We start from the raw sequence: 18464 nt of genomic DNA, 5'->3' as shown, positions 1-18464 counted from the left end.
ACGCGTGAGCGACATGCTCGAGGCGAGGGAGACCGAGGAAACCGCAGGTCCCTTTGATCGTATGGACCAGCCGGAAAATGTTGCTGAGCAGTTCAGGATTATTCGGGTTTTGCTCCAGCCGGACCAGTTCCACGTCGAGAACCGACAGATTCTCCGACGTTTCGGTCAAAAATTCGCTGAGCAGATCATCCATGACGATATTTCCCACGCCGTTTTTGGGCTTGTCGCTTTGCCATCCGAGCCCAAGAATGCACGACGCCATGCCGGCAGGCGTTCACTCCGGGACCCTTTCAGCCTGCCAAACACTGATTAAAACAATCTTACTCCAGCATTTTAGAAAAAGGCCTAAGACGTGAGATATACCCGAGCGCATGACATATGACAATGCGTGTGAAGAAGGCATGAATCGGACGTCGCCGGATCATTCATCCGGAGACTATTTAGAAAACGGAATTTTTTGATTTAATTGCGCAAGCTGAACGCGAAAGAATCGGGGGCTTCCCGAAACGTCGTCAACGTGAGGTTGACGTGCCGGGCAAAGCATCCGGTCACGTAGGCGTGAACCGTACGCGGCGTCAGGTTCTCGACAGCGATCTCGCCGGACAGGGCCTGCATGGTTTCCGCCTTCAGTCCCGCGTTGCGCCCGGCGGCGGTCACGAGCGGGTGACCGTCAGGGTCGGGACCGACCACGATCCTGCCGCCATAGGCCAGTGCTTCCTCCGCCAGGATCGCGAGGTTGAGCAGCACCTTGCCGGTACCCGACAGCAGTTGGCCGCTTTGGTCCAGCCGGCCGGACGGCCACTCCAGCTTGATCTTTCCTCCGGCGAAATAGGCTTCCGCGGCCTGAGCCGCTTCATCGAGGCCGGCCCGGTCGCTGCCGGCCGCCCCATAGGCAAGCCGCAGCAGGCGCAGGCGCCGCGATGCCTGATCGGCGCTGTGGGCGATCAGTCCGATCGCCTCGTCCGCCATTTCGGCGCCCATCTCCTCGATCAGCTCGACGCCATTGTTGATAGCACCCACCGGGCTGACCAGCTCGTGGCACAATCTGGAGCACAGTAACTCGACCACGCGGATATCAAGATCGGTCTTCATGTCGCTTGGTCGATCCCTGCTGTCAAATTCTCGCACAGACTGTTTAACCTATCATGGTACGGATTGGTTCTGCTCGCAAAAGATTATCCTTGCGGCATTCGATCCCTGGAAAAGATACATCGGAAGCTACAACGGCAGGAGGCAGGGTTTGAACGACCCGTTCATCGTTCCGGGCGCGATCGTCCGCCACCCCGGCCAGCCCGACTGGGGCTTCGGCCAAGTCCAGTCGGCCATAGGCACCCGCGTTACCGTCAACTTCGAACATGCCGGCAAGGTCGTGATCAACGCCGCCGTCATCTCTCTGTCCGTGGTCGATCCGGAAACCGATCTGGCCTAAAAGGACTGGGCCTGAAGCCTATCCCAGCAGGCTGACATGGGCGGAGACCACCCGCCACCCGCCGGGCGTCCGCATCCAGGTCTGGCTCTGCCTTCCCGTCTTCGCGCTTCCCTCCCGGCGGAACTCGGTGTTGGCGGTCGCGAAGTCGCGGCCATAGGTGGTGATGACGGTGTTGAAGATCTCCCGCGCCAGCCCGGCCGACGGGCGGGCGGCGCGGAACTCCCGGATCTCCGCGTAGCCGTAGAGGTTCTCCCCGACGCCGAAGCGCAGGGTATGGGGACTGTCCCAGAACAGCTCGTCCAGGACGGGGACATCGTTGGTCACCAGGGCGGTTTCGTACCGGGCGAAGGCGGCGGCGACCTCCGCCAGCGTCTCGGGATCGTTGATTTCCATATCGGTGTTTTCCTTCAGTTCGGGACCGGTGCCGCACAGACGCCCGACAGTTCCAATTGGGCGGCAACCCGCAGGACCAGGTCTTCCCGGCCGGGCGCCGCGATGACCTGGACGCCGATGGGGAGCCCGCCGGGACGCTGGACCGGGACAGCCGCGATGGGCAGGCCGATCAGCGACAAGGGCTGGGTGAAGATGCCGATATTAGGCCGGACCAGCATCTCCACGCCGTCCAGCACCATGGTCTCCTGCCCGATCGGCGGCGCGGTGCAGGGAGTGGCGGGGGCCAGGATGATATCGACGTTCGCGAACAGTTCCATTACCCGGTCATGGTACCAGCGCCGGAAGCGCTGCGCCTGGAGATACCAGGACGACGGCACCATGGCGCCGGCCAGCAGGCGGTCGCGGGTGGCGGGATCGAAGTCCTCCGCGCGCGTCCTCAGCCGCTCCAGATGAAGGTTGCCGCCCTCAGCCGTGGTGATGACATAGGCCGCGGCACGGGCGCGCGCCGCTTCCGGGATCGTCACCGTTTCCGTGGCGCCCAGGCTTGCGGCCACCGTCGCCACCGCCTCGAAGGCTTCCGGCAGAGCGCCCTTGGCGAAGTAGCCGCCCGCGACGGCGATCCGCAAGCCGTCGGCGCCCCGGCCGAGGCCGGGCGTTACCGGCTCGTCCTTGCCGGCGGGGTCCAGCATCGCATCGTAGGCGGCCGCCAAATCGGCGGCGGATCGGGCCAGCGGCCCCAGATGGTCCAGGCTGTAGCAGAAGGGGAAGGTCCCTTCCCGGCTGAGGCGGCCGAAGGTCGGCTTGAGGCCGAACAACCCGCAGAAGGACGACGGCACCCGGATCGACCCGTTGGTATCGGACCCCAGCGTCAGCGGAACGAACCCGGCCGCCGCCGCCGTGCCCGATCCGCCGGACGAGCCGCCCGACATGCGCGAAGGATCGTGCGGGTTGCGGGATGGGCCGTAGTGGCAGTTCTCTCCCGTGAAGTCGTAGGCGTATTCCCCCATGTTGAGCGCGCCGACCAGCACGGCCCCTGCCTGGGTCAGCCGCCGGATCAGTACGGCGTCGGAGGGGGCCGGCGGATGATCGGCGTTGATCTTCGATCCGGCGAGGGTCGGCAGCCCGGCGACGTCGAACAGGTTCTTGACCGCGAAGGGCACGCCGGCCAATGGTCCCGGATCGCCGCCTCCCGCCATCGCCGCATCGACCTTGGCCGCCTGCGCCAGGGCGCGGTCGGACGTTACCTCCGTGAAGGCTCCGAGTCGGGGATCGTCCGCCGCAATCCGGGACAGCGCCGCCTGGGTCACGTCCATGGCGCTGACGGCACCGCTCCGGACCGCCGCCGCCGTCTCCAGCACCGTGCTCGACCGGCCGATCATGCGCCTTCGCTCCCTGAATGAGGCATGGCCGGATGGACCTGGGCCGGATGGAAGGTCGGAGCGATTTCCGTGTCGTCCGACAGGGGAAAATCGGTCACGAGCCGGGCGATTTCCGCTGTGCGGGCCATATTGCCGACGATTCCGGGCATGTAGACCGGATCGACGGCGAGACCAAGGACCGCGGCCATGTGCTCCACATGCTTTACGGCATCGAAAGTGCTATCTGGCATAGTCCCTCCCTGGTGTAGCCGAGTATACCTCAGCAACCGGCATGCCATTGGCATGGATGTAGCTGGAATGCGGCGTGCAAGCGGGTGCGGCGGCCCGGCGGCGCTGGCAAAGCGTTGCATCGATGCCCAAATTGTGGGCGGCCCTTCAAGGACCTGGAGTATGCGTCAGGGTGAGTGAACAGCGGATCGAACTAAGGCGCACGCGGGCGGACGAGATCCGCGAAGCGATTGCGGACGACATCATGAGCGGCCGGGTCTTCCCCGGAGTCCGGCTGGACGAACAGGAGCTGGCCGACCGGTTCGGCGTATCCCGCACGCCTGTCCGCGAAGCATTGAAGCAGCTTTCCTCGACCGGGCTGGTCGTCCTGCGTGCCCACAAGGGCGCCCTGGTGACGCCGATGACCACGACAGGACTGTCGGAACTGTTCGAAGCGCTGGCCGAACTGGAAGCCGCGTGCGGCAGGCTGGCGGCGGAGAAGATGACGGGAACCGAGCGCCGGACCCTGGAAGCGGTCCATCACGATGTCGGCGACCTCGTCCGGCGTGGCGATCCGGACCAGTATCACCTGGCCAATATCCGTTTCCACGACCTGATCTATCAGGGGAGCCACAACAGCTTCCTGGCGGAAACGACCGTGGCCCTGCGCAAGCGCCTGTCGCCGTTCTCCCGCGCCCAGTTCCGCAACCTGGGGCGCATGGCGAAATCCTTCGCCGAGCACGACCAGATCGTCACCGCGATCGTGCGCGGCGACGGCGACAGTGCCTTCAAGGCGATGCGCGCCCATCTGGCGACCGTCGAGCATGCCTTCGGCGACTATCTGGCGGAGGAAGGCCGCGAGGCCAAGGCACTGGCGGGCGGCGGGCGCCGCTGACCGGCGGCGCCCGCGCAGGACGGATTGAATTACGCGCGGATCAGCGCGTCGGCTTACCCTTGGTCCCGGCCGGCACTGCGCTGGCGGGGGGCAGATCCTCGGACAGGATGGTGATGTGGAGGTCGTAAGATACCTCCCCTTCATCCTCGTCACGGTGGACCACTCCGATGAACTCGTCGCCGATCAGCATTTCGATCGGCGCGCCGCGCTTGGGCGGAGGCACGATGGTGATCCGGTCGTTTCCGAAAGTCCGGCGGAGATAATCCTGAACCCTGGCGATTTCGTTGGGGGTCATCACAGTCTCGACATACAGTTGCGGCGGCTCGTACCCGATAATGATGCAGCGCTTCGGCAGGACGGCATCGGGCTGGCCCTCCGTGTTGCTGCACCGGAGGCCGTTGCGCAAGTCCGTAATGCCCTCGACCGCTACTTTGTCGTGGCTTGAAGCCGGTCCGCCGCATAGGCGCGCCATCCGCCATAATGCGAAATATCCTCGGCCCCGGCCGTCCCTCGGCTCTCGCACAGGAAGCCCTTGACGGCTCCCATCCGCTGGATCTGGACGGTGCCGATGCCGAGCGGCGACTGGATCCGGGCCATGAACTCGCCGAAACGCGCCACCGGGATTTCCCAGACCTCCGCCTCGATCGCATGACCATCCCCGTCGGCCACGCGCAGCAGGCCCGGCCTGGGTGGGTTGAAGCCCGGAAGCGCGTACAGGCGATATGCCGGCTCGGTCCGGACGGCGGCCAGCTTGCGGGCGCCAAGCTCCAGAAGCTCGTGGTTGAGGGGCAATCCTTCCATATGGCCGCCGACTACGGCGACGCTGATGCCGGAGGAGGAAACGGACTGCCCCTTGGGCGGCGGGCATTCCGCCCCGGTCGCCCCCAGCGTCAATCCCGTCTCCGCCTGCCAGCGGGCGCCAAGATCAGCCAGGGCCCGGTCATGGCAGGCCGGTGCTATGAACGTGACGCCCAGCGGTAGGCCCAGGGGGCCGAAGCCGTTGGGAACGGCGATGGCCGACAGGTCGAGCAGGTTGGTGAAGTTGGTGTAGGCGCCGAGATTGGAGTTGAGCGCCACCGGATCAGCTTCGAGCTGATCGACGGTGTAGATCGTCCCCGCCGTCGGCACCAGCAGGACATCCATGGTCTTCCACACGGCGGATGCGGCACGGCGCAACTCCTCCAGCCTGTACATCGCACGGAAGGTATCGACAGCGTTGTAGCGGTCGGCGTTGGAGGTGATGGCATAGGTGACGGGATGGATGCTGTCGGGATGGGAACGGAGGAACGGCTCGATCGCCGCCATCCGCTCCGCCACCCAGGGACCGCTGTAGAGCAGTTCTGCCGTTTCGCGGAAAGGTGCGAAATCGATGGCGACGGGGTGTCCGCCCAAGGCGGTCAGCCGCTCGACGGCGGTGGCGAACAGCGCCTCGGATGCCTCGTCGCCGAAGAAATGAAGGTTGGCGGCCTGCGGCACCCCGAAGCGGAAGGACGCCGGCAGCGGCTCGTCCCGAAGCGGGCGGGAATAGGGGTCCTGCGGATCGAAGGCGCAGGCGACGTCGAAGACGGCGGCGGCATCGTCGCTGGTCAATGCGAAGATCGAGACGCAGTCGAGCGAGCGGCAGGCCGGGACGACGCCCGATGTGCTCAGTGCGCCCCTGGTCGGCTTGAGGCCGACGATGTTGTTGAAAGCCGCCGGCACCCGGCCCGATCCCGCCGTATCGGTGCCGAGCGAGAAGCTGACCAGCCCGGACGACACCGCGACAGCCGAGCCGGAACTCGATCCGCCCGGAACGTAGCGCGCGTCGAATGGGTTGCGCGGCACGCCATAGGGCGAGCGGACGCCGACGAGGCCGGTGGCGAACTGGTCCAGGTTGGTCTTGCCTATCAGAACGGCGCCGGCGTCCCGCAGGCGCTGGACCACGGTCGCCGTCCGCTCGGGGGTATAGGCGAAATCGGGACAGGCGGCCGTCGTCGGGATGCCGGCTACGTCGATGTTGTCCTTGACCGCGAAGGGAATGCCGAACAGCGGCAGCGCCGCCGCCTCTTCCCGCGGCATGGCGTCGAGACGCGCTGCCCGGCCCAGCACTTCCTCGGCACAGCACCGCGCGATCCAGACATGATCGTCGCCGGCTGCTTCGATCCGGGCCAGGACGGTTTCCATGACGGCCGTGACGCTCAGCACACCGCTGTCATAGCCATCGGCCAGCGTCGTCAGGTCCAGACTCGTGTCGATCATCGCTCAAGCGCTCCCAAAAATCCTGTATGCGATCATGCATACACTACGCCAATATTTTTATTGTTGTAATTCAATATGATAATGAAGTTGAACATAGGCATCTGCCTATATTGCATAAATTTTAGTCTCTAACACAAGACTTCGCCCAAGGTCTGGGCATGGCGCGAACGGGCCAATACCGCGAATCCCGCTGCAATGCGGCAAAGAGCCGATGGTATGCCTTTTGCAATATTCCTCGCATCAACGAATAATCTGATCAGGATGGAGGGTGCTGATGAAGGGACATCATGGCATTTCACGCCGCACTGCCTTGGGCCTGCTGGCCGGCACCGCAGCCGGTACCGCCCTGCCCGGCGCCCTCTCAGGCGGATCGCCGTTCCCGTCCGCACTGGCCGCGAAGAACCTGACCGTCGGGTTCATCTATGTCGGGCCGCGCGACGACTTCGGCTACAACCAAGCCCATGCCGAAGCGGCTGCCATCCTGCGCAAGATGAGCGGCGTCAAGGTGGTCGAGGAAGAGAAGGTCGCGGAGACCTCCGACGTCCAGAAGACCATGGAAAGCATGATCAGCCTGGACGACGCGACGTTGGTCTTCCCGACATCGTTCGGCTACTTCGACCCGCACATGCTGAAAGTGGCGCAGAAGTACCCGGATATCGAGTTCCGCCACTGCGGCGGCATGTTCAAGGCCGGCGTCCATCCCGCCAACACCGGCAGCTATTTCGGCTATATCGACGAGGGTCAGTATCTCAACGGCATCGCCGCCGGCCATGCCACCAAGTCGAAGAAGCTGGGCTTCGTCGCGGCCAAGCCGATCCCCCAGGTGCTGCGCAACATCAACGCCTTCACGCTGGGCGCCCGCTCGGTCGACCCGACGATCACCACGCAGGTGATCTTCACCGGCGACTGGTCGATGCCGGTCAAGGAGGCGGAGGCGACCAACGGGCTGGTCAATGCCGGCGTCGACGTCATCACCTGCCACGTGGACAGTCCCAAGGTGGTGGTGGAGACATCAGAGCGGCGCGGCATCTACACCTGCGGCTACCATGCCAATCAGGCGCCGCTGGCGCCCAAGGGCTACCTGACCGGCGCCGAGTGGAACTGGATCACCGTGTACAAGGACTTCGTCGAGAAGACCAAGGCGGGCGAGAAGCCGGGACAGTTTGTCCGGGGCGGGATGAAGGACGGCTTCATCAAGACCTCCGCCTATGGTCCCGCCGTCAGTCCCGAGTCGAAGGCGGCGTCCGAAGCGGTCAAGGCGAAAATGATGGCGGGCGACTTCCCGATCTTCGCCGGCCCGATCAGGACCAACGCCGGTAAGGAGATCATCGCCGCCGGGCAATCCTATGGCCAGACCGACATGTGGCTGGAAGGGATGGACTGGCTGACCGAGGGCGTCATCGGCTCGACCTCCTGAGGGCCGGGACGATGGTCGACCAGATCGCCCGCCTGCCCCGGACGGCGTCACCGCTGTTCCCCGGCTTCTCGCTCGACTCGGTGCGTCGGGGCGCCGAGGCCATCCTCATCCCGGTCGGAGCACTGCTGGCGACGGCCATCGTCTTCGGCCTCTTCGTGGCGGCCGCCGGGGCCGACCCGCTGGAAACCTACTCACTGATGTACCGGGGCGCCTTCGGCACCTGGTTCTCCTGGCAAAACACCTTGCAGCGGACAGCCCCGCTGCTGCTGACCGCGCTGTGCGTGGCGCTGCCGGCCAAGCTGGGCCTCGTCATCATCGGCGGCGAGGGAGCACTGGTGATGGGCGGCCTCGTCTCCGCCGCTGTCGGCGCCGCCCTGATCGGCGTTCCACCATGGCTGCTGCTCGGCCTGATGGCCATGGCCGGCATGGCGGCGGGCGGCGCGTGGATAGCACTGGCCGGAGCGCTGCGGCAGTTCAGGGGCGTCAACGAGACGATCTCCAGCCTGCTGCTGGCCTATATCGCGATCGCCTTGATGAACCACATGGTCGAAGGACCGTTGCGCGATCCGGCCAGCCTCAACAAGCCCTCCACCCCGCCGCTGGGCGAGGCCAACATGATCGGCTCCATTCCAGGGCTGGACGTCCACTGGGGGCTGGTGTTCGGGCTGATCGCCTGCCTTGCCGCCTATGTCCTGATGCAAAGGACGACGTTCGGCTTCGGGGCGCGGATGGTCGGCGGCAACGTCCGGGCGGCCCGGATGGCAGGATTGTCGGTCACCACGCTCAGCATGATCACCTGCTTCCTGGCCGGAGCGTCGGCGGGGCTGGCAGGGATGGTCGAGGTGGCGGCGGTGCATGGCAGCGCCAAGGCCTCGCTGGTGGCCGGCTACGGCTATACCGGCATCCTGATCGCCTTCATCGCCCGGCAGAACCCGCTGGCAGTCATCCCGGTAGCCCTGATGTTCGGCGGGATCGCCGCCAGCGGCGGGCTGCTCCAGCGCCGGCTCGATCTGCCCGACGCCACCATCCTGGTGCTCCAGGGCATCGCCTTCGTCATGATCCTGGCCAGCGACACGCTGTATGGCCGGTTCCGCATCTTTCAACCGAGGGGCTAGGCCATGGAAGATCTCGGCTGGTGGGGCGTGGTGCTGGCAGTGTTGGCCGGTGCGATCCGGGTCAGTACCCCCTTCCTGTTCGTCAGCCTGGGCGAGTTGCTGACGGAGAAGAGCGGGCGCATCAACCTGGGGCTCGAAGGCACACTGGTGATGGGCGCCATGAGCGGCTACGCGATCTCGTACCTGACGGGATCGCCCTGGTTGGGCGTGCTGGTCGCCGGTGTGGCGGGGGCGCTGTTTGGCATGCTTCATGCGGCGATTTGCAGCCTACCGCGGGTCAACGACATCGCGGTCGGCATCGCGCTGATGCTGCTGGGGACCGGACTGGCCTTCTTCCTGGGCAAGGCCTTCATCCAGCCGCAGGCGCCGATCCTGCCCGCCATCGATTTCGGCTGGTGGAGCGACGTGCCGCAGGTGCGCGCGGCCCTGCAGATCAACGTGCTGTTCGTCATCGGATTGCTGCTGGCACCCTTCCTGCTCTGGGTGCTGACTAACACGCGCTGGGGGCTGATCGTCCGGACGGTCGGCGACAGCGCCGACGCCGCCCGCGCCATGGGCTATTCGGTCGATCTGGTCCGGTTGGCCGCCACCATGGCCGGCGGTTTCCTGGCGGGGATCGGCGGTTCGTTCCTGTCGCTCTACTATCCGGGAAGCTGGAACGAAGGCCTGTCGAGCGGACAGGGGCTGATGGCGGTGGCGCTGGTGATCTTCGCGCGCTGGCATCCGATCCGGTGCCTGGGCGCCGCATTGCTGTTCGGCGGCGCCGGCGCTCTCGGTCCGGCGCTCCAGTCCGTCGGCGTCAGTCAGGGATACTACCTGTTCAACGCCGCTCCCTATGTGCTGACGCTGGTCATCATGATCGCGACCTGCTCGCCGACCCGTACCCTGGCCGGCGCTCCGGGCGAACTGAGTATCACGAAATGACACATATCGACTCCGATCCCTATCCCTGGCCCTATGACGGCGACTTCCGGCCCGCCAATACCGCCCTGATCGTGATCGACATGCAGACCGATTTCTGCGGCAAGGGCGGCTATGTCGATGCCATGGGCTACGACCTGTCACTGACCCGTGCCCCGATCGAGCCGATAGCGCGGCTGATGGCGGCGATGCGTCAAGGCGGCTTCACGATCTTTCACACGCGGGAGGGCCACCGGCCCGACCTTGCCGACCTGCCGGCCAACAAGCGCTGGCGGTCGCAAAGGATCGGCGCCGGCATCGGCGATCCGGGACCGTGCGGGCGCATCCTGGTCCGGGGCGAGCCGGGTTGGGACATCATCCCGGAACTGGCTCCCCTCCCCGGCGAGCCGGTGATCGACAAGCCGGGCAAAGGCAGCTTCTGCGCCACCGACCTCGACCTGATGCTGCGCCAGCGTGGCATCCGCAATATCGTCCTGACCGGCATCACGACCGATGTCTGCGTCCACACCACGATGCGGGAAGCCAACGACCGCGGCTACGAATGCCTGCTGCTGGAGGACTGCTGCGGCGCCACCGACCGGGGCAACCACGAGGCGGCCGTCAAGATGGTCAAGATGCAGGGCGGGGTCTTCGGCGCCGTCGCCCGTTCCACCGATTTGCTGAGGGTGCTGTCATGAACGCCCCGTTCCTGCGGACCCACGCGAACGGCGCGCTCGGCCTGGAAGCCGTCGGCATGACCAAGCGCTTCGGCGGGCTGACCGCCCTGGACGACGTGACGATGCGGGTCTCCGCCGGCAGCTTCCACGCCTTGCTGGGAGAAAACGGGGCCGGCAAGAGCACGCTGGTCAAGTGCATCATGGGCTACTACCACGCCGACCAGGGACAGGTGGCAGTGGGCGAGCAGGAGCGGGAGATCGCCAACCCGCGCGATGCCCACGCGCTGGGCGTCGGCATGGTCTACCAGCACTTCACGCTGGTCCCCGGCATGACGGTGGCGGAAAACCTCGTGCTGTCGCGGTCGCATGTCCCGGCGGTGGTGAAGTGGGCGGACGAGCGGAGGGCGCTCGACGCCTTCATGGCGGGAATGCCGTTCCGGGTACCGCTCGACGTGCCGGTCTCGGCCCTGGCAGCGGGAGAGAAGCAGAAACTGGAGATCCTGAAGCAGCTCTACCTGAAGAACCGCTTCCTGATCCTGGACGAGCCGACTTCCGTCCTGACACCCGGAGAGGCCGACGAGGTGCTGGGCCTGCTGCGCCGCATGACACGCGAGGGCAAGCTGACGGTGCTGACCATCACTCACAAGTTCCGCGAAGTGATGGCCTATGCCGACGAGGTGACGGTGCTGCGCCGGGGCAAGTTCGCCGGGACCGGCAGGGTCGCGGACCTGTCACGCTCGGATATGGCGGAGATGATGATCGGCGCTCGGGAAATCCCGCATGGAGCGTCGCGACTCGACAATGCCATCGGGGAGCCCCGGCTTCAGATAACCGGGCTGAAGGCGCTCAACGACGGCGGGTTGCCGGCGTTGGAGGACCTGGACCTGACGGTCTGGGCGGGCGAGGTCGTCGGCATCGCCGGGGTTTCCGGCAACGGTCAGCGCGAGCTGGTCGAGGTGCTGGCCGGTCAGCGTCCGTCGGCAGCCGGCGAGGTCCGGATCGGCGGCGAGCTTTACGGCGCCACCCGCGCCGAGATCAAGCGCCACCGGCTCTGCCTCCTGCCGGAAGAGCCGCTGCGTAACGCCTGCGTTGCCCGCATGAGCGTCGCGGAGAACATGTCGTTCCGCAGCTTCGACGACCCGCCCTTCGCGCGCGGCGGCTGGTGGCTGAACGGGAGCGCCATGCGGGGAGCGGCCCGCGACCTGATCTCGCTCTACAAGGTGAAGACCCCCGGCCCGGACGCCCCGATAGGGACGCTGTCGGGCGGGAACGTCCAGCGCGCCGTGCTGGCGCGGGAACTGGCCCATGACGTCCGCGTGCTGATCGTCGCCAACCCCTGCTTCGGCCTGGACTTTGCGGCGGTTTCGGAGATCCGCTCGCAGATCATGCAGGCGCGCAACCGGGGTGCCGCCGTGCTGCTGGTCAGCGAGGACCTGGACGAGCTGTTCGAACTGGCCGACCGCATCCTGGTGATGTTCGACGGCCATCTGGTCTATGAGACGCCCACTCCCGATGCCGACCTGTCGGTGATCGGCCAGCACATGGCCGGGCATTGACCGCCCTTACACTCCTGTCGATCGACGAGGTCCCATGGCGGATTCCCTGACGGCCGTTGCCACGGCGCAGCCCTACCCCTTCGCTTTTCCGCGCGGTCGGACCGCCCTGGTCATCATCGACATGCAGCGCGACTTCGTCGAGGCCGGCGGCTTCGGCGAGGCGCTGGGCAACGACGTGCGGCCGTTGGCCGATCTGGTGCCCAATGTGAAACGGCTGCTGGAGGGTTGCCGTACTGCGGGCATCGCCGTCGTCCACACGCGGGAAGCCCACAAGCCTGATCTGTCCGACTGCCCGCCCGCCAAGCGCCTGCGCGGCAATTCGGACCTGCGGATCGGCGATGAAGGACCGATGGGCCGCATCCTGATCGCAGGCGAACCCGGCAACGCCATCGTGGACGAGCTTGCACCGATAGCTGGGGAGATCGTGATCGACAAACCCGGCAAGGGCGCCTTCTACGCCACCGGCCTGTCGGAGATCCTGGGCCGGCTTGGGACGACGCACCTGCTGTTCGCCGGCGTCACGACGGAAGTGTGCGTCCAGACGACGATGCGCGAAGCCAACGACCGGGGCTTCGAATGCCTGCTGGTCGAGGACGCGACGGAGAGCTACTTCCCGGCGTTCAAGCAGTCGACATTGGACATGATCCGGGCACAGGGCGCCATCGTCGGCTGGACCGCGACGATCGACGAGGTGCTGGCGGCACTCCAAACCGCTTGATCTACCACTTTCGTTAGAGCATACGGAGGCATGACCACTGCCTCCGCCAGCCCGCACGACCAGTTCTTCAAGGAGTTGATGACCCAGCCGGGGGTAGCCTGCGCGTTCCTGCGCGAGCGACTGCCGGAAGCCGTGACCGCGCTGTTCGCGGACACCGAACCCCGGCTGGAGGCTGGGAGCTTCGTCGATCCCGAGTTTCGCAGCCAGCATTCCGACTTGCTGTTCAGCATGGACCTGACAAGCGGCGATCCGGCACTGATCTATATCCTGTTCGAACACAAGAGCTATCCGGACGCGATGGTCGCGTTCCAGCTTCTGCGCTATGTGATCGCGATCTGGTACCGGTATCTCACCGGCGGAGGCGGCAAACCGCTTCCTGTCATCATCCCCATGGTCGTCTATCACGGAGCGGAGCCGTGGAACGTTCCCCTGGGCTTCTCCGCCCTGTTCGATCCGACCCTGTTCGATCCGGAAAGGGCGCTGGCCGGGATCGTGCCGGATTTCCGCTACTTCCTGTCCGACCTCGGCTCGCAGGCGGACCACGAACTCTCCCGATTCGCCTTGCTCCGTTCCGGCCTGATGGCGCTGAAGCATGCGACCCGAGACGCCGATCTCGTCAGCATCGAGGCGATCGTCACGGCTGAGATCTGGCACGATCTTTTCTGCGGCGTCGTGATAAAGTATATCTTCAGGGCGTTTCGGCAGATCGATCGAGACGAAGCCATACGGTTGCTGACCACGATCAAGGAAAAGGCGGGACCTGCCATGGTGTCGAATATCGCTCAGGAATGGATCGACGAAGGCAAGGCGATGGGATTGCTGCAAGGCATTGTTGAGGGAATGGAACAAGGCGTCGCGCAGGGAATGAAGCAAGGTGTCGCGCAGGGAATGGAGCAAGGCATTGCCGAGGGAAGGGAGCAAGGCGTGGCGCAGGGCCAAGCGCGTCTTCTAACCCGGCAATTGGCTCGCCGGTTCGGTCCGCTCCCCGCCGAAGTAACGTCCCGCATCAATGAAGCCGGCACCGAAACCTTGGATACCTGGGGCGAAAGATTGCTCGACGCCCGGACGCTGGACGAGGTTTTCGCTCCCGAGAAGGCCAGCCTCTCATAATCCGTCGATCCATCCCCACATTCAGCGTTCCAACGCTCAACTGACGGAACCCTGATGCTCGGCTGGGAACAACTTCAACTGATCTACGAAGCGGCGGAGGACAGCGTCGCCGCCGGCCGCTACACCAATGCGGCCAAGCTGCTGGCGAGCCTGCTGGTGCAAGACCCCGAGCCGGACCATGCCCGCATCGCCGCCGTGCTCGATGCCCTGATCGAGATGTCGCCGGAGCCGTCCGCCCTGATCAACCGGGCGGCCATGCTGCTCGACCCGGAGATGGGCGATCCCGACCCGGAACGGGCGCTGGCGCTGCTTCAAGATGCCGCCGACCAGACCGAAGATCCCCAGCACCCGGAACACGCGCTGACGGCGCTGGCGCATGGCATGATCGCCGACTGCTACATCCAAGGCGCCGGAGTGTCCGCCGATCCCGATGTCGGCTTCAGCCATTACCTGCTGGCGGCGGAGTACGGCAACACCAAGGCGGCGTTCAATGTCGGACTGGCCTATGACCAGGGGATGTTCGGTCAGGCGGTGGACCGGGACGAGGCCAAGCGGTTCTACCGGATGGCCGCCGATGGCGGCGAGGCCTCGGCGATGACACGGCTAGCAGTGCTCTACATGACCGACCAGGACCCGCCGGACGAGGTCACCATCGTCGATCTGCTGGAAGCCGCCGTCGAACAGGGTGACGAGGACGCCGCCGAGATCCTTCAGAACTTGCAGGACGACATACTGCCCTGATCGTGGCTGAAGCCCTGTCTTACCTAACCCCCTGCGGCCAGATCACGACGCGGACGGTCTGGAGCAGGATGATCAGGTCGAGCATCAGGCTGCAATTCTTGACGTAGTACAGGTCGAACTTGAGCTTCTCGCGCGCGTCGGCAATCGACGCGCCGTAGGGATAGTTGACCTGCGCCCATCCGGTGATGCCCGGCTTGACGATATGCCTGTACGGGTAGCAGGACATGTCCTTGATCAAGTCGTTGACGATGGACGGCCGTTCGGGGCGCGGGCCGACGAAGCTCATCTCGCCGCGCAGCACGTTGAAGATCTGCGGGATCTCGTCGATCCGGATCTTGCGGATGATGCCGCCGATGAAGGTCACGCGGGGATCGTTGACCGAAGCCCAGCGGGCGACCCCGTCCTTTTCCGCATCGACCCGCATGCTGCGAAACTTGATGACCGAGAACTTGCGTCCGTTCAGCCCGACCCGCTCCTGCCGGTAGAAGATCGGTCCGCCGTCCTCCAGCTTGACGGCCACCGCCGTGAAGCAGAGCAGAGGCAGGGCGAATAGCAGGAAGGCCATGCTGACAGCGATGTCGAATGTCCGCTTCGCGGCCGTTTCGAACCGTCCCATCGTGGTGCCGTTGGAGAACAGCAGCCAGTTCGGATAGGGCCGGTCGATTTCCAGCTGGCCGAACTCGCGTTCGAAGAAGGTCGCGGTATCCAGGATGCGGATGCCGCGCAGGCGGAACTGGAGCAGGGTCTCACGCGGCATGCTCAGCTCGGAGTGCTCCAGCGCCACCACGATCTCGTCGGCGCGAAGCTTCTCGGACAATGCCAGCAGGTCGTTGGCCCGCACCACCCGCTCCTCCGCGACGCAGGTGCTGCACGGCTCCACCGGGGCGAAGCCGAGGACGATGAAGTTCGCCGGCCTCAATTCCCGCTCCGCGCGCTCGATCCGCTGGGCCTGCGGCCCGGTGCCGAGCACAAGCACGCGGTTCTTGAGGGAAGAGATGCTGGAGATCCGCGTCAGCACGACCCGATTGCCGAGAAGCCCTAGGGAACTCAGGGCCAGCGCCGGGAACAGGGCGCTCATCCAGATGCGGCTGCCAGGAGCCACGTAAAAGATAGTCATCAGGCAGAGGAACGACAGGCCGAGCCCGATCAGGATGCGGAGGCACAGGACCTTAAGGGTGAGAAGGTATTTCCGCTCGTACAACCCCATCATGAAAAGACAGGGAATGGTGATGATCGTGAAGAGCGCGGTCTGGTGAAGATGGCCTTCCTGATTGGTCAGGACGATGTGAAGTGTTGCATAGCTCATGCTCAGGCACACGACCATCGCACTACCAAGGATCCCGGCGTCCGCTAGAGCCAGGAGAAGGAAAGATGTCGGAACAAACATATTAAATACGCGGATCATACTAATTCATCCCCCACTCGGCTTTTCCATACCTGAAGCCCTTTTGATGGAATTCTATAAATTCTTACGAAAAGGCTTCCAAGTTCCCGAGCCTCGACCATTGTCGTCTTGAATCGGGAGGATATCACCGGTGAGCGGATGCACACTCGTTCTTGTGCATAAAATGGGCAAACCTTTTGTCGTACCGCCTTGTCCGAAAACAAGAAATTATAGACGGGAGGCAACTTTAGCTTATCCACCCACTCAGTCCGGAAGGGCTATGCAGTTATCGGGCATTCCGGCCTTGCCGGGGATCAGCGACAATTACATCCAGGTATACTGATCAGATATTCAGGAGTCTGGCGGGGAGTGAGCCGTGTTGTGCAATGCCGCAAAATTGTTTCATCTGGTTTTCCACAAATGTTACAGATCGTTTTAGGTATCGTTTAGTGACTCGTTAACCCTGAATAGGGTACTTCTGCTTCCCAGATAGCCCCAGGGAATGCACCCGGATTCCAGGTAATTTTGCTGGATTTCCAAAATGCTTTTCCTCTTAACTCATGAAGCAAGACGGGATGACTGAAAAGAAATCGGAAGTGAAGGCGGCTCTGGCCACCTGCCGCAGTGCCTTCTTCATGACCGCGGCGTTCAGTGCGTTCATCAACCTGCTGATGCTCGTATCGCCGCTGTACATGATGCAGGTCTACGACCGCGTGCTGCACAGCAAGAGCGAAGCGACCCTGCTGATGCTGACCCTGATCACGGTCGGCCTGCTGGGCGTGATGGCCATGCTGGAAGTGATCCGCTCCAGGATCCTGGTACGGGTCGGCGGCAGGATGGACCAGCTCCTGAGCGAACGCATATTGTCGGCGCAGTTTCAGGCCAGCCTTCACCGGATCGGAGCCAATCCCGGACAGGCGAGCCGCGATTTCGACACGGTGCGCCAGTTCCTGACGGGCGCCGGCATTTTCGCCTTCTTCGATGCTCCCTGGACGCCGCTGATCCTGGCGGTCATGTTCATGTTCCACCCTGTACTCGGCATGATCGCCCTGGTCGGCGGCATTGCCTTGTTCGGTCTCGCCATCATCAACGAGGCTGTGACCAAGAAGCCGCTGGAAGAGGCCAACAAGAACGCCGTGGTGGCGGCCGGCGCCATCGACAGCAGCATGCGGAATGCCGAAGTGCTAGAAGCGATGGGCATGTTCGGCAACTTCCGCGACCGCTGGGCGGGCCGCCGCGAGGAGATCCTGCGGCTCCAGGCGATCGCCAGCGACCGCGCCGGCGTCATCATGGGCCTGACCAAGTTCATCCGCCTGCTGCTCCAGACCGCCATTCTGGGTGCGGGCGCCTATCTGGCGATCCACGAGCAGATCTCGCCCGGCCTGATCATCGCCGGCTCCATCATGATGGGCCGGGCGCTTGCTCCGGTCGAGCAGGCCATCGGCACCTGGAAGCAGTTCGTCGGCGCTCGTATCGCCCACCGCCGCCTGACCGAGCTGCTGAACCGCGTTCCCAAGTATCAGGAGCGGGTGGCGCTGCCCCGTCCGACCGGCGACCTGAAGGTCGAGACGGTCGTCGTGGTGCCGCCGGGAAGTTCCGCTCCGACCCTGTCGCGGGTCAGCTTCGACCTGCCCGCCGGTCAGGTCCTTGGCGTGATCGGCCCGAGCGGCGCCGGCAAATCGACGCTCGCCCGCCTGCTGGTCGGCGCTTGGCGGCCCTATGCCGGCACCGTCCGGATCGACGGCGCCGACCTGCACAACTGGGACCCGGAAGCGCGCGGCGACTTCATGGGCTACCTGCCGCAGGACGTCGAGCTGTTCGACGGCTCGGTCGCCGAGAACATCGCCCGCTTCGGCGAAATGGACAGCGAGGCCATCGTGACCGCCGCCAAGCGCGCCGGCGTCCATGACATGATCCTGCACCTGCCCCAGGGCTACGACACGCCGATCGGGACTGGCGGCTGCGCCCTGTCGGGCGGCCAGCGCCAGCGGATCGGGCTTGCCCGCGCCGTCTATGGCGGCCCCTGCCTCGTCATCCTGGACGAGCCGAACTCCAACCTGGACGACGAGGGCGAAGCGGCGCTGGTCTTCGCGATCACCGAGCTGAAGCGCACCGGCACCACCGTCGTCATCATCTCGCACCGTCCCAGCATCCTGGGCGTGACCGACCAAATCCTCGTCCTGGCCGAAGGCACCGTCCGGATGTTCGGCAACCGGGCCGAAGTGCTCGCCCGCTTCACCCGCCCCGTCGTAGCGACAGCCCCGGCGGCCCAGCCGGGCATCACCGCCCAGCAGGCTTCCTGACC

General features: G+C 64.9%; 19 protein-coding genes. 11 read left to right on the top strand and 8 right to left on the bottom strand.

Annotated features, from left to right (window positions below; translation table 11 throughout):
• On the bottom strand, positions 1 to 193 hold a 193-nt coding region (locus N826_RS19940), incomplete at its 3' end, for an Hpt domain-containing protein (RefSeq protein WP_044431688.1).
• A gap of 269 nt (positions 194 to 462) precedes the next feature.
• Positions 463 to 1092, bottom strand: coding sequence for a histidine phosphotransferase family protein (locus tag N826_RS19935; RefSeq protein ID WP_044431686.1), 630 nt, complete (start codon positions 1090 to 1092; stop codon positions 463 to 465).
• Between the two features lie 148 nt (positions 1093 to 1240).
• On the opposite strand from N826_RS19935, the gene N826_RS45345 reads away from it, so the two are divergent.
• Positions 1241 to 1429, top strand: coding sequence for a DUF3553 domain-containing protein (locus N826_RS45345; RefSeq protein ID WP_044431684.1), 189 nt, complete (start codon positions 1241 to 1243; stop codon positions 1427 to 1429).
• Between the two features lie 18 nt (positions 1430 to 1447).
• On the opposite strand, the gene hpxZ is transcribed toward N826_RS45345, so the two are convergent.
• The 3 genes from hpxZ to N826_RS19915 are packed head-to-tail and all read right to left on the bottom strand — an operon-like array spanning position 1448 to position 3431.
• Positions 1448 to 1822, bottom strand: a complete 375-nt coding sequence (gene hpxZ, locus N826_RS19925; protein WP_044431683.1) for an oxalurate catabolism protein HpxZ — start codon at positions 1820 to 1822, stop codon at positions 1448 to 1450.
• A gap of 14 nt (positions 1823 to 1836) precedes the next feature.
• On the bottom strand, positions 1837 to 3201 hold the full coding sequence (locus N826_RS19920) for an AtzE family amidohydrolase (protein ID WP_044431681.1): 1365 nt from the start codon (positions 3199 to 3201) through the stop codon (positions 1837 to 1839).
• On the bottom strand, positions 3198 to 3431 hold the full coding sequence (locus N826_RS19915; RefSeq protein ID WP_044431678.1) for a DUF4089 domain-containing protein: 234 nt from the start codon (positions 3429 to 3431) through the stop codon (positions 3198 to 3200). Before N826_RS19915 ends, N826_RS19920 begins: the two co-directional genes overlap by 4 nt.
• Before the next feature lie 170 nt (positions 3432 to 3601).
• Between N826_RS19915 and N826_RS19910 the strand changes: the two genes are divergently transcribed.
• The gene (locus N826_RS19910; protein ID WP_044431676.1) at positions 3602 to 4303 is read left to right on the top strand and encodes a GntR family transcriptional regulator; all 702 of its coding nucleotides are present in this window, start codon (positions 3602 to 3604) and stop codon (positions 4301 to 4303) included.
• A gap of 40 nt (positions 4304 to 4343) precedes the next feature.
• On the opposite strand, the gene N826_RS19905 is transcribed toward N826_RS19910, so the two are convergent.
• Positions 4344 to 4709 carry a DUF3126 family protein gene (locus N826_RS19905; RefSeq protein ID WP_308518292.1) on the bottom strand — a complete coding sequence of 122 codons (366 nt, stop codon included), beginning with the start codon at positions 4707 to 4709 and terminating at the stop codon, positions 4344 to 4346.
• A 20-nt stretch (positions 4710 to 4729) separates the two neighbouring features.
• A complete protein-coding gene (atzF, locus tag N826_RS19900) occupies positions 4730 to 6541 on the bottom strand; it encodes an allophanate hydrolase (protein WP_044431675.1) in 1812 nt (603 codons plus the stop codon).
• A gap of 274 nt (positions 6542 to 6815) precedes the next feature.
• On the opposite strand from atzF, the gene N826_RS19895 reads away from it, so the two are divergent.
• The 8 genes from N826_RS19895 to N826_RS40300 are packed head-to-tail and all read left to right on the top strand — an operon-like array spanning position 6816 to position 14775.
• The gene (locus N826_RS19895; protein ID WP_044431674.1) at positions 6816 to 7958 is read left to right on the top strand and encodes a BMP family ABC transporter substrate-binding protein; all 1143 of its coding nucleotides are present in this window, start codon (positions 6816 to 6818) and stop codon (positions 7956 to 7958) included.
• 11 nt (positions 7959 to 7969) lie between these two features.
• Positions 7970 to 9073, top strand: coding sequence for an ABC transporter permease (locus tag N826_RS19890; RefSeq protein ID WP_044431672.1), 1104 nt, complete (start codon positions 7970 to 7972; stop codon positions 9071 to 9073).
• A 3-nt stretch (positions 9074 to 9076) separates the two neighbouring features.
• Positions 9077 to 9997 carry an ABC transporter permease gene (locus N826_RS19885; RefSeq protein ID WP_044431671.1) on the top strand — a complete coding sequence of 307 codons (921 nt, stop codon included), beginning with the start codon at positions 9077 to 9079 and terminating at the stop codon, positions 9995 to 9997.
• Positions 9994 to 10671, top strand: coding sequence for a biuret amidohydrolase (gene biuH / locus N826_RS19880; protein ID WP_044431670.1), 678 nt, complete (start codon positions 9994 to 9996; stop codon positions 10669 to 10671). Before N826_RS19885 ends, biuH begins: the two co-directional genes overlap by 4 nt.
• Complete coding sequence (locus N826_RS19875; protein ID WP_044431668.1) at positions 10668 to 12206, top strand: ABC transporter ATP-binding protein; 1539 nt, start codon at positions 10668 to 10670, stop codon at positions 12204 to 12206. Before biuH ends, N826_RS19875 begins: the two co-directional genes overlap by 4 nt.
• A 34-nt stretch (positions 12207 to 12240) precedes the next feature.
• Entirely contained in the window at positions 12241 to 12924 is a 684-nt protein-coding gene (locus tag N826_RS19870) for a cysteine hydrolase family protein (RefSeq protein WP_044431667.1), read from the top strand.
• Positions 12925 to 12954: 30 nt separating this feature from the next.
• The gene (locus N826_RS40305) at positions 12955 to 14034 is read left to right on the top strand and encodes an Rpn family recombination-promoting nuclease/putative transposase (RefSeq protein WP_052831635.1); all 1080 of its coding nucleotides are present in this window, start codon (positions 12955 to 12957) and stop codon (positions 14032 to 14034) included.
• Positions 14035 to 14088: 54 nt separating this feature from the next.
• Positions 14089 to 14775, top strand: coding sequence for a tetratricopeptide repeat protein (locus N826_RS40300; protein ID WP_052831633.1), 687 nt, complete (start codon positions 14089 to 14091; stop codon positions 14773 to 14775).
• Positions 14776 to 14794: 19 nt separating this feature from the next.
• On the opposite strand, the gene N826_RS19855 is transcribed toward N826_RS40300, so the two are convergent.
• Complete coding sequence (locus N826_RS19855) at positions 14795 to 16162, bottom strand: TIGR03013 family XrtA/PEP-CTERM system glycosyltransferase (protein ID WP_280178486.1); 1368 nt, start codon at positions 16160 to 16162, stop codon at positions 14795 to 14797.
• Positions 16163 to 16734: 572 nt separating this feature from the next.
• Here N826_RS19855 and N826_RS19850 point away from each other — a divergent pair.
• On the top strand, positions 16735 to 18462 hold the full coding sequence (locus tag N826_RS19850) for a type I secretion system permease/ATPase (protein WP_044431664.1): 1728 nt from the start codon (positions 16735 to 16737) through the stop codon (positions 18460 to 18462).
• Positions 18463 to 18464 lie beyond the last annotated feature (2 nt).

The organism is Skermanella aerolata KACC 11604 (assembly GCF_000936425.1).
GTDB lineage: Bacteria > Pseudomonadota > Alphaproteobacteria > Azospirillales > Azospirillaceae > Skermanella > Skermanella aerolata.
This window is presented reverse-complemented; position numbering and strand designations above follow the sequence as displayed.

Coding starts and splice junctions, on each gene's coding strand:
- N826_RS19875 (WP_044431668.1), top strand. CDS start 10,668: ATGAACGCCCCGTTCCTGCGGACCCACGCGAACGGCGCGCTCGGCCTG.
- N826_RS19920 (WP_044431681.1), bottom strand. CDS start 3,201: ATGATCGGCCGGTCGAGCACGGTGCTGGAGACGGCGGCGGCGGTCCGG.
- N826_RS19895 (WP_044431674.1), top strand. CDS start 6,816: ATGAAGGGACATCATGGCATTTCACGCCGCACTGCCTTGGGCCTGCTG.
- N826_RS19850 (WP_044431664.1), top strand. CDS start 16,735: ATGACTGAAAAGAAATCGGAAGTGAAGGCGGCTCTGGCCACCTGCCGC.
- hpxZ (WP_044431683.1), bottom strand. CDS start 1,822: ATGGAAATCAACGATCCCGAGACGCTGGCGGAGGTCGCCGCCGCCTTC.
- N826_RS19890 (WP_044431672.1), top strand. CDS start 7,970: ATGGTCGACCAGATCGCCCGCCTGCCCCGGACGGCGTCACCGCTGTTC.
- N826_RS19915 (WP_044431678.1), bottom strand. CDS start 3,431: ATGCCAGATAGCACTTTCGATGCCGTAAAGCATGTGGAGCACATGGCC.
- N826_RS19935 (WP_044431686.1), bottom strand. CDS start 1,092: ATGAAGACCGATCTTGATATCCGCGTGGTCGAGTTACTGTGCTCCAGA.
- biuH (WP_044431670.1), top strand. CDS start 9,994: ATGACACATATCGACTCCGATCCCTATCCCTGGCCCTATGACGGCGAC.
- N826_RS40305 (WP_052831635.1), top strand. CDS start 12,955: ATGACCACTGCCTCCGCCAGCCCGCACGACCAGTTCTTCAAGGAGTTG.
- N826_RS19870 (WP_044431667.1), top strand. CDS start 12,241: ATGGCGGATTCCCTGACGGCCGTTGCCACGGCGCAGCCCTACCCCTTC.
- N826_RS19885 (WP_044431671.1), top strand. CDS start 9,077: ATGGAAGATCTCGGCTGGTGGGGCGTGGTGCTGGCAGTGTTGGCCGGT.
- atzF (WP_044431675.1), bottom strand. CDS start 6,541: ATGATCGACACGAGTCTGGACCTGACGACGCTGGCCGATGGCTATGAC.
- N826_RS40300 (WP_052831633.1), top strand. CDS start 14,089: ATGCTCGGCTGGGAACAACTTCAACTGATCTACGAAGCGGCGGAGGAC.
- N826_RS19855 (WP_280178486.1), bottom strand. CDS start 16,162: ATGTTTGTTCCGACATCTTTCCTTCTCCTGGCTCTAGCGGACGCCGGG.